We start from the raw sequence: 9826 nt of genomic DNA on the forward strand, positions 1-9826 counted from the left end.
ATAAACCCGGCCGAGGACCGCCCCTAGCCGTCGGCGCACCGCCGCCTCCGTAGACTGACCCCGTGAGCGAGCGCCCCCTGAACGACGACAACCCCGACAACGAAGCCGACCACGAATCCGGCGAACCCGGCGATAGCGACCGGTTCGAGGAGATCGTCGACGCCGAGACCACCCGTGACCCCGACCTGGCGGTGATCGAGGCCGGCAGCCGCACCCTGCGCGCCCAGGCCGGCCCGCCCGAGGGCGACGGCGTCCCCGCGCGTCCCACCGACCCCGAGGTCGACCGGGCGCTGCGCGAGGTGGAGGCCGAGCTCGCCGGGCGCTGGGGGGAGACCAAGCTCGACCCGTCCCTGGTCCGCATCGCCGGCCTGATGGACATCCTCGGCCACCCCGAGCGCGCCTACCCCGCGATCCACATCACCGGCACCAACGGCAAGACCAGCACCGCCCGCATGATCGAGGCGCTGCTGCGCTCGTTCGACCTGCGCACCGGCCGCTACACCAGCCCGCACGTGCAGTCGGTGACCGAGCGCATCAGCCTGGACGGCGCGCCGATCGACGCCGAGCGCTTCATCGAGACGTACCGGGACATCCAGCCGTACGTCCAGATGACCGACGAGCGCGAGGACTACCGTCTCTCCTTCTTCGAGGTGCTCACCGCCATGGCCTTCGCGGCCTTCGCCGACGCCCCGGTCGACGTGGCCGTGGTCGAGGTCGGCATGGGCGGCACCTGGGACGCCACCAATGTCGTCGACGGCACGGTCGCGGTCGTCACGCCGATAGCGCTCGACCACACCGACCGGCTGGGCGCCACTCCGGGGGAGATCGCCAAGGAGAAGGCCGGGATCATCAAGCAGGACGCCACCGTCGTCCTCGCCCAGCAGCCGGTGGACGCCGCGCAGGTGCTGCTCAAGCGCTCCGTCGAGGTCGACGCCACCGTGGCCCGCGAGGGCATGGAGTTCGGCGTCACCGCCCGCGAGGTCGCCGTCGGCGGCCAGCTGCTGACCCTGCGCGGTCTCGGCGGCGACTACCCCGACGTCTTCCTGCCGCTCTACGGCGCGCACCAGGCCCACAACGCGGCCGTCGCGCTGGCCGCCGTCGAGGCCTTCTTCGGTATCGGCTCGCAGCACGCCCGCACGCTCGACATGGACACCGTCCGCCGCGCCTTCGCGTCGGTCACCTCCCCGGGCCGGCTGGAGGTCGTGCGGCGCAGCCCGACCGTGGTGCTCGACGCCGCGCACAACCCCGCGGGCGCGCAGGCGGCCGCCGAGGCGATCACCGAGGCGTTCGGCTTCAGCCGGCTCATCGGTGTCGTCGCCGCCAGCGCCGACAAGGACGTGCGCGGGCTGCTGGAGGCCTTCGAGCCGGTCTTCGCCGAGGTCGTCGTCACCCGCAACTCCACCCAGCGCTCGATGGACGCCGACGAGCTCGCCGCGCTCGCGGTCGAGGTCTTCGGCGCCGAGCGGGTGCAGGTCGAGCCGCGCCTGGACGACGCCCTGGAGGCGGCCATCACGCTCGCCGAGGAGGAGGGCGAGTACGCCGGTGCCGGAGTCCTGGTGACCGGTTCGGTGATCACGGTCGGCGAGGCCCGGCTGCTGCTGAGGAGGGGCTGACCCATGAGGACGCTGTGCGCGAGCACTCTGATCGGTGAATTCTTCGTCATCGGATTCGCCGGCCTGGTGGCCATGCAGACCTCCGACCTGTCCGCCGGCACGGTCTGGGCCGTCAGCGGCACCGCCATGGTGCTCAGCGTGCTGCTCTGCGGCGTGCTCACCCGGCGCGGCGGCGTCCAGCTCGGCTGGCTGCTCCAGCTCGGGCTGATCGCCAGCGGCATGATCGTCCCGACGATGTACATCCTCGGGGTGGTCTTCGCCGGGCTGTGGTGGGCCTCGGTCCACTTCGGCCGCAAGGTCGACGCGGCCAAGGCACGCTTCGCGGCGGCGCAGGCCGAGGCGGCGCCGGAGTCCGTCTGAGCTGCGGGGGCACCCGGTAGGAGTGCTCCCGCGCGCCCCTGTAGCCTCTGGCCCACTGCACCGTTCGTCCATGCAAGGAGCCGCACCATGTCCCAGCGCACCCTCGTCCTCCTCAAGCCGGACGCCGTCCGTCGCGGCCTGGTCGGCGAGATCACCGGCCGCATCGAGCGCAAGGCCGGCTGGACGATCAGCGCGCTGGAACTGCGTACCCTCGACCGGGCGACCCTGGAGCAGCACTACGCCGAGCACGTCGGCCGCGACTTCTACGAGCCGCTGGTCGCCTTCATGTCCTCCGGCCCCGTCGTGGCCATGGTGGTCGAGGGCGAGCGCGTGATCGAGGGCGTGCGCGCGCTGGCGGGACCGACCGACCCCATCTCGGCCGCTCCCGGTTCCATCAGGGGTGACTTCGGCACCATCACGCGCGAGAACCTCATCCACGCCTCCGACTCCGAGGAGTCCGCGCAGCGTGAAATCAAGATTTTCTTTCCGGGGCTTGTCTGATACCTCATCAGGGCTGCACCCATTCTGATCAGGGGCGACCGATTTTTCTTTTCGGTCGCCCTCTGGCATATGCGGCCCGAACGAGGGAACCTCTCACTCCGACACGACGTCACCATTACGGGGGCGGATGCGTGTTCCGCCGACAATGGCGGAGGAACCACCCTCGCGCCGCGTTCGAGTGGGCGAGACTACGATGAAGCTCCGGCGCCCGCAGCGCACCGCCCCTGCCGACCTCAAGTAAGCAATCGCTCCAGCTGGGAAGGCCAGACGTATCCTCATGGGGAACAACATGTCGTTCATCGGCCGTGACATGGCTGTCGACCTCGGGACCGCCAACACGCTGGTGTACGTCAGAGGCCGCGGGATCGTCCTCAACGAGCCGTCAGTCGTCGCGATCAATACGAACACCGGTGGCATCCTCGCGGTGGGTGCCGAGGCGAAGAAGATGATCGGCCGGACCCCGGGCAACATCGTCGCGGTCCGGCCGCTGAAGGACGGCGTGATCGCCGACTTCGAGATCACCGAGCGGATGCTCCGCTATTTCATCCTCAAGATCCATAAGCGGCGGTGGATGGCCCGCCCCCGGGTCGTGGTCTGCGTGCCCTCCGGCATCACCGGCGTCGAGCGACGCGCCGTCATCGAGGCGTCCACCCAGGCCGGCGCGCGCCAGGTGCACATCATCGAGGAGCCGATGGCGGCCGCGATCGGCTCGGGCCTGCCCGTCCACGAGGCCACCGGCAACATGGTGGTGGACATCGGCGGCGGCACCACCGAGGTCGCCGTCATCTCCCTCGGCGGCATCGTCACCGCCCAGTCCATCCGGGTCGCCGGCGACGAACTGGACAACGCGATCATCCAGCACATCAAGAAGGAGTACAGCCTCCTGCTGGGCGAGCGCACCGCCGAACAAATCAAGATCACCATCGGTTCGGCCTACGACCTCGAGCAGGACGAGCACACCGAGATCCGCGGCCGCGACCTGGTCAGCGGACTGCCCAAGACCGTCGTCATCTCGGCCGCCGAGGTCCGCAAGGCCATCGAGGAGCCGGTCAACTCCATCGTCGACGCCGTCAAGACGACCCTCGACAAGTGCCCGCCCGAGCTGTCCGGTGACGTGATGGACCGCGGCATCGTTCTCACCGGCGGTGGCGCCCTGCTGCGCGGGCTCGACGAGCGGCTGCGCCGCGAGACGGGCATGCCCATCCACATCGCCGAGGACCCGCTGGACTCCGTGGCCCTCGGCTCGGGCAAGTGCGTCGAGGAGTTCGAGGCGCTCCAGCAGGTGCTGGACGCCCAGCCGCGCCGCTGAGCGGAACAGGAGGCCGAAAAGGGGCACCGAGTCGGCGCGGCAGCCGCCGGACAACCTGATATACAGCCTGGTAACAGGCAGAACGCTCCCGATTCAGACGCTCCCGACCGACCGGCCCGCAACCGGGGCCGGCCGGTCCGACGAGAAGGGCACGCCGCCGCACGTGAGGGACACACGAGAGAGCCGGCTGCTGTTGGCGCTGCTGGTCGCCGTCGCGTTCGCGCTGATCACGGTCGACATCCGCGGCGGCGAACAGTCCCCCCTCGACGGTGCCCGGCATGCCGCCGCCTCGGCCTTCGGCCCGGTCGAGGAGGGGGTGGCGGCGGCCGTCGACCCGGTCGGCGACGCCTTCGCGGCGGTCCGCGACTCCGGTGACCGCAGCCGCCGGATCACCGAGCTGGAGCGCGAGAACACCGCCCTGAAGCAGAAGCTCGGCAGCGACGCCCGCAACAGCGACCGCCTGCGCCAGCTCGACTCCATGCTCAAGACCGCCGGCCGCGGCCAGTACGGCATCAAGGGCGCGCAGGTCATCGCCATAGGAGCCGCACAGGGCTTCTCCTGGACCGTCACCATCGACATCGGCAGCGACGACGGCGTCAAGCGCGACATGACCGTCATCAACGGCGACGGACTCGTCGGCCGCGTCACCACCGTCGGCCCGACCACCTCCACCGTCCTGCTCGCCGGCGACCCCAAGTTCACCGTCGGCACCCGCATGGAGAAGACCGGCGAACTGGGCTTCGCCAACGGCCAGGGCGACCGCTCCCTGCGCGTCGAACTGCTCAACGGCAAGGCCGTCGTCCACCCCGGCGACCGCCTCGTCACCTTCGGCTCCAGCCGGAACAAGCCCTTCGTCCCCGGCGTGCCCGTCGGCGAGGTCACCCGCGTCGAACCCGCCGGCGGGGGACTGACCCGAACCCTCCAGGTGCGGCCCTTCGTGGGCTTCAGCAAGCTCGATCTCGTCGGCGTCGTCGTCCAGCCACCCCGTGAGGACCCCCGCGACACCGTGCTGCCCCCCAAGCCGGAAACCCCGAGGCCCGCCCCCACGGTGACCGTCACGGCCACCCCCACCCCCTCCGCGAGCGACACACCCAGGGACTGACGACCCATGCGCCTCAACCGGATCCTGCTGTCGACCGCGCTCGTGGTGGTGGCCCTCGTCGTCCAGGTCAGCGTCTTCGCGCGGCTCCATCTCCCCGGCGCCGTCCCCGATCTGCTGCTCCTCGTCGTCGTCGGCCTCGCCCTCGTGTACGGCCACACGGCCGGCGCGTTCGTCGGCTTCGGCGCGGGCCTCCTCGCCGACATCGCGCCCCCCGCCGACCACGCCACCGGGCGCTACGCCCTGGTCCTGTGCCTGGTCGGCTATCTCGTCGGCCTCGCCAAACCCGAGAGCGGCCATCTGCGCTCGGCCACCGTGCCCATGGTCGTCGTCGCCGGCGCGGCCGTCGCCTCGACCCTGCTCTACGCGGGCGTGGGCTCCCTCGTCGGCGACACCGCCGCCCGCCACGTCGGCCTGACCGGGCTGCTGTTCACCGCCCTGCTCTACGACCTGCTGCTGGCGCCCTTCACCGTGCCGTTGATCATGGCGCTGGCCCGGCGCACGGTCAGCGACCCGCTGACCGGGGACGGCACGGCCTCCTCCGGCGGCGAGGGCGGCTACGGCTGGCGCGCCGCGAACGGCGGCGGGCGCGGCGGCCGGGCGGCCAAGGGCCGCCTCTTCGGCGGCGGGCGCGGCGGTCGCTTCGGCGGCGGACGCTTCGGCGGCGGCCGGTTCGGTGGTGGCCGGCTCGGCGGCGGGCGGCTGAGCGGCCAGCGCGGCATGCTGATCGCCAAGCCCGTCCGGCGGGCCGGCCGCGTGAAGGGGATGAAGCGCCTGTGAGCGGCCTGTCCGAGTCCGGCCGGACGAACCGGGTGACGATCCGGCTGATCGTCCTTCAGATCCTCGTCGTCTCCCTGCTGCTGACCCTCGGCGGCCGCCTGTGGTACCTCCAGATCCGCAACGGCGACCAGTACACCGCCGAGGCCGCCAACAACCACATCCAGCAGGTCGTCGCACCCGCCACCCGCGGCTCCATCCTCGACGCCCGCGGAGTGCCGCTGGCCGACAACGAGACCCGTCTCGTCGTCTCCGCCAACCGCACCGACCTGATGAAGATGCGCGACCGCGGCAAGGCCGTCCTCGCCCGCCTCGCCGGCGTGCTGAACCTCAAGCCCGAGGACGTCGCCGCCAAGGTCCGGCTGTGCGACGCCAAGACCCCCAAGCCCTGCTGGGCCGGCTCGCCCTACCAGCCCATCCCCATCACCGACGAGGCCACCACCCAGCAGGCCCTGCAGATCCGCGAACGTGCCGAGGACTTCCCCGGCATCACCGCCGAACCCACGGCCGTCCGCCGCTACGCCCAGCCCGGCGGCGCCAACGCCGCCCAGGTCCTCGGCTACCTCTCGCCCGTCACCGACGACGAGATCACCAAGGCCAAGAGCTCCCGCACCCCGCTGTTGCGCTCCGACCAGGTCGGCCGCTCCGGCCTGGAGCGGCAGTACGACGCCCAGCTGCGCGGCAGGGCCGGCGTCACCCGCTACGAGGTCGACAACCTCGGCCGCGTCATCGGCAAGGCCAAGAGCGACAAGGCCCAGCCCGGCGCCAACATCGTCACCAGCCTCGACGCCCGCGTGCAGGCCATAGCGGAACGGGAACTGGACCAGGCGATGAAGGACGCCCGCAAGGAGGTCGACCGCAACACCGGCACCACCTACAAGGCCGACGCCGGAGCCGTCGTGGTGATGGAGGCCAAGACCGGCCGCGTCGTCGCCATGGCCTCCAACCCGACCTACGACCCCAACGTCTGGGTCGGCGGCATCTCCGCCAAGGACTACCGGGACCTCACCGGCAAGGACTCCGACTACCCGCTGCTCAACCGCGCCATCCAGGGCCAGGCCGCCCCCGGCTCGATCTTCAAGGTCATCTCCGCAACCGCGGCCGTCAACGCCGGCTACCCCTTCACCGACCACTACAACTGCTCCAGCTCGTACAGCATCGGCAACCAGGTCTTCCAGAACTACGAGTCCAAGGGCTACGGCCCCATCGACCTCGGCCGGGCGCTGGAGGTCTCCTGCGACACCGTCTTCTACGACCTGGCCTACCGCCAGTGGCAGAAGGACGGCGGCAACAACCCCAAGCACCCCGCCGACTGGTTCTACAAGACCGCCCACCAGTTCGGCCTGGGCAAGGAGACCGGCATCGACCTCCCCAACGAGGTCCGCGGCCGCGTCCCCGACCGCGAGTGGAAGAAGAAGTACTGGGACGCCAACAAGGACTCCTGGTGCAAGCAGGGCCAGAAGGACGACAGCTACGCCGGGAAGATCGCCAAGGAGAACTGCGAGTCCGGCATGCGCATGCGCGCCGGTGACTCCGTCAACTACTCCATCGGCCAGGGCGACACCCTCGTCACCCCCATCCAGATGGCCACCATCTACGCCGCCATCGCCAACGGCGGCACCCTCTACAACCCCACCGTCGGCAAGGCCGTCGTCAGCGCCGACGGCAAGCACGTGACGGAGATCCAGCCCGCCTCCCACGGCAAGCTGCCCTTCGACGGCAGGACCCGCGACCAGATCGACTCCGCCCTCGCCGGCGTGGCCACCGAGGGCACCGCCGCCTGGCGGTTCACCGGCTGGCCGCAGAGCCAGATCCCCATGCACGCCAAGACCGGTACCGCCGAGGTCTACGGCAAGCAGACCACCTCCTGGTTCGCCACCTACACCTCGGACTACACCGTCGTCATGACGATCTCCCAGGGCGGTACGGGTTCCGGCGCCTCCGGCCCCGCCGTGCGCAACATCTACAACGCCCTCTACGGCGTCGACCCCCAGGGCAAGATCGACGAGAAGAAGGCGCTGCTGCCGCACCCCGAGGCCGGACTGCCGAAGATCGAAAAGGACGGCACCATCGAGGCGCAGAAGATCGAATCGCCCTCGCCCAGCCCGTCCGGCTCCGGCTCCGCCTCCGCGTCGCCGCCGGCCCCCGGCGACACCGGCGCCTCCGGCGGCCCGTCCCCGCCCGACGGCCCGCCGCCGCCCGAGACGCCCACCGACCAGCCCCGCAGGGAGGAGGACCGGTGACCGCCACCGACCAGTTCACCGTCCGCCGCTACAGCCCCGACCGCGGCCCCTGGTCCAGGCTCACCGCCCCCGACTCCGTCGTGCGCCGCCTCGACTGGGTGATGCTGCTCGCCGCCCTCGCCCTCTCCGGCATCAGCACCCTGCTCGTCTACTCCGCCACCCGCGGCCGCCACGAGCTCAACCACGGCGACCCCTACTACTTCCTGCTGCGCAACATCCTCAACACCGGCATCGGCCTCGCCCTGGCCGTCGGCGCCGTCTGGGTCGGCCACCGGGCGCTGCGCGGCGCCGTGCCGATCCTCTACGGCGTCTCGGTGCTCTTCACCCTCGCCGTGCTCACCCCGCTCGGCGCGACCATCAACGGCGCCCGCTCCTGGATCCAGCTCGGCGGCGGCTTCTCCATCCAGCCCTCCGAATTCACGAAGATCACCATCACGCTGGGCATGGCCATGCTGCTCGCCGGCAAGGTCGACGGCGGCGAGCGCCTGAACCCCGACCACCGCACGGTCGTCCAGGCCCTGGGGCTGGCCGCCCTGCCCACGCTGATCATCCTGCTGATGCCCGACCTCGGCTCGGTCATGGTGCTCGTCGTGATCGTCCTCGCCGTGCTGCTCGCCTCCGGCGCGTCCAACCGCTGGATCGCCGGGCTCCTCGGGGCGGGCGTCATCGGCTGCCTCCTGATCTGGCAGCTCGGGATACTCGACACGTACCAGATCAACCGCTTCGCCGCCTTCGCCAACCCCGCCCTGGACCCCTCCGGCGTCGGCTACAACACCAACCAGGCCCGCATCGCCATCGGCTCCGGCGGCCTGACCGGCGCCGGCCTGTTCCACGGCTCCCAGACCAGCGGCCAGTTCGTCCCCGAACAGCAGACCGACTTCATCTTCACCGTGGCCGGCGAGGAACTCGGCTTCCTCGGCGCGGGCACGATCATCTTCCTGCTGGGCGTCGTGCTCTGGCGCGCGTGCCGCATCGCCCGCGAGTCCACCGAGCGCTACGGCACGATCGTGGCCGCCGGCATCATCGCCTGGTTCGCGTTCCAGAGCTTCGAGAACATCGGCATGACGCTCGGCATCATGCCGGTGACGGGCCTGCCGCTGCCGTTCGTCTCCTACGGGGGGTCGTCGATGTTCGCGGCGTGGATAGCGGTCGGGCTGCTCCAGTCCATCAAGGCCCAGCGGCCGGTGTCGGCGTAGCGGCTCCGCCGGGCACGGCGGTTTCCGGGGGTGCCACCCCGGACGCGCGCGGACTAGATTCGCTGGCATGACGGACACCGTGCGAGAGATCGAGCGGACGTACGCGGCCCGCAAGGCGGGCACGGCCCGGTTGCCCGATCTCAGCGGGAAGGGGCCCGTCGCCACCGTCACCGAGCGGGGCCCCGCCGAGCTCGACGCCGTCTACTACGACACCGCCGACCGCCGCCTCGCCGCCGCCGGCATCACCCTGCGGCGCCGCACGGGCGGCGAGGACGTCGGCTGGCACCTGAAGCTCCCCGTCGCCCCCGCCGTGCGGGAGGAGATCCGCGCCCCGCTCGCCGACGAGGTCCCGCGCGAGATGGCGTCGCTCGTCCGCGCCCGTACGCGCGGCGCGGCCCTCGTGCCGCTCGTCCGCATCGTCTCCCACCGGGAGGTCCGGCACCTGCTCGACGCGGACGGCGCCCTCCTGGCCGAGCTCAGCGCGGACCGCGTCACGGCGGTCCGTCTCGACGCCCCGGGCGCCGCGTCCGGCTGGACGGAGTACGAGGCCGAGCTGGCGCCCGGCCGCGACCCCGGCCTCCTCGACGAACTCGAACCGCACCTGCGCGCGGCCGGGCTGCGCCCCTGCGACGCGCCCTCGAAACTGGCCCGGGCCCTCGCGGAGACCGGCGCCGCCCCGCCCGCACCGGCCCGCCCGCCCGCGGACGAGCCCCGCACCAGCGGCGAAC

The 9826-nt window shown here is 71.5% G+C and carries 9 protein-coding genes; all 9 read left to right on the top strand.

Annotated elements, in window-relative coordinates; genetic code table 11:
* The first annotated feature begins 62 nt into the window (after window positions 1-62).
* A complete protein-coding gene (locus AB0K09_RS07695) occupies window positions 63-1613 on the top strand; it encodes a folylpolyglutamate synthase/dihydrofolate synthase family protein (protein WP_366064381.1) in 1551 nt (516 codons plus the stop codon).
* Window positions 1614-1616: 3 nt separating this feature from the next.
* A complete protein-coding gene (locus AB0K09_RS07700; protein WP_366064382.1) occupies window positions 1617-1973 on the top strand; it encodes a DUF4233 domain-containing protein in 357 nt (118 codons plus the stop codon).
* 87 nt (window positions 1974-2060) lie between these two features.
* On the top strand, window positions 2061-2474 hold the full coding sequence (gene ndk, locus AB0K09_RS07705; protein WP_366064383.1) for a nucleoside-diphosphate kinase: 414 nt from the start codon (window positions 2061-2063) through the stop codon (window positions 2472-2474).
* A gap of 289 nt (window positions 2475-2763) precedes the next feature.
* Entirely contained in the window at window positions 2764-3783 is a 1020-nt protein-coding gene (locus AB0K09_RS07710; RefSeq protein ID WP_004950903.1) for a rod shape-determining protein, read from the top strand.
* A gap of 163 nt (window positions 3784-3946) precedes the next feature.
* Window positions 3947-4885: a rod shape-determining protein MreC gene (mreC, locus tag AB0K09_RS07715; RefSeq protein WP_366064384.1), complete on the top strand. Its 939-nt coding sequence runs from the start codon at window positions 3947-3949 to the stop codon at window positions 4883-4885.
* Window positions 4886-4891: 6 nt separating this feature from the next.
* Window positions 4892-5662: a rod shape-determining protein MreD gene (gene mreD / locus AB0K09_RS07720; RefSeq protein WP_366064385.1), complete on the top strand. Its 771-nt coding sequence runs from the start codon at window positions 4892-4894 to the stop codon at window positions 5660-5662.
* Entirely contained in the window at window positions 5659-7902 is a 2244-nt protein-coding gene (gene mrdA / locus AB0K09_RS07725) for a penicillin-binding protein 2 (RefSeq protein ID WP_366064386.1), read from the top strand. The genes mreD and mrdA overlap by 4 nt, the downstream gene beginning before the upstream one ends.
* Entirely contained in the window at window positions 7899-9098 is a 1200-nt protein-coding gene (rodA, locus tag AB0K09_RS07730; protein ID WP_366064387.1) for a rod shape-determining protein RodA, read from the top strand. Before mrdA ends, rodA begins: the two co-directional genes overlap by 4 nt.
* Window positions 9099-9165: 67 nt before the next feature.
* A partial coding sequence (locus AB0K09_RS07735) for a CYTH domain-containing protein (RefSeq protein WP_366064388.1) occupies window positions 9166-9826 on the top strand: 661 nt, incomplete at its 3' end.

The sequence above is a fragment of the Streptomyces sp. NPDC049577 genome, assembly GCF_040675635.1.
Lineage (GTDB): Bacteria > Actinomycetota > Actinomycetes > Streptomycetales > Streptomycetaceae > Streptomyces.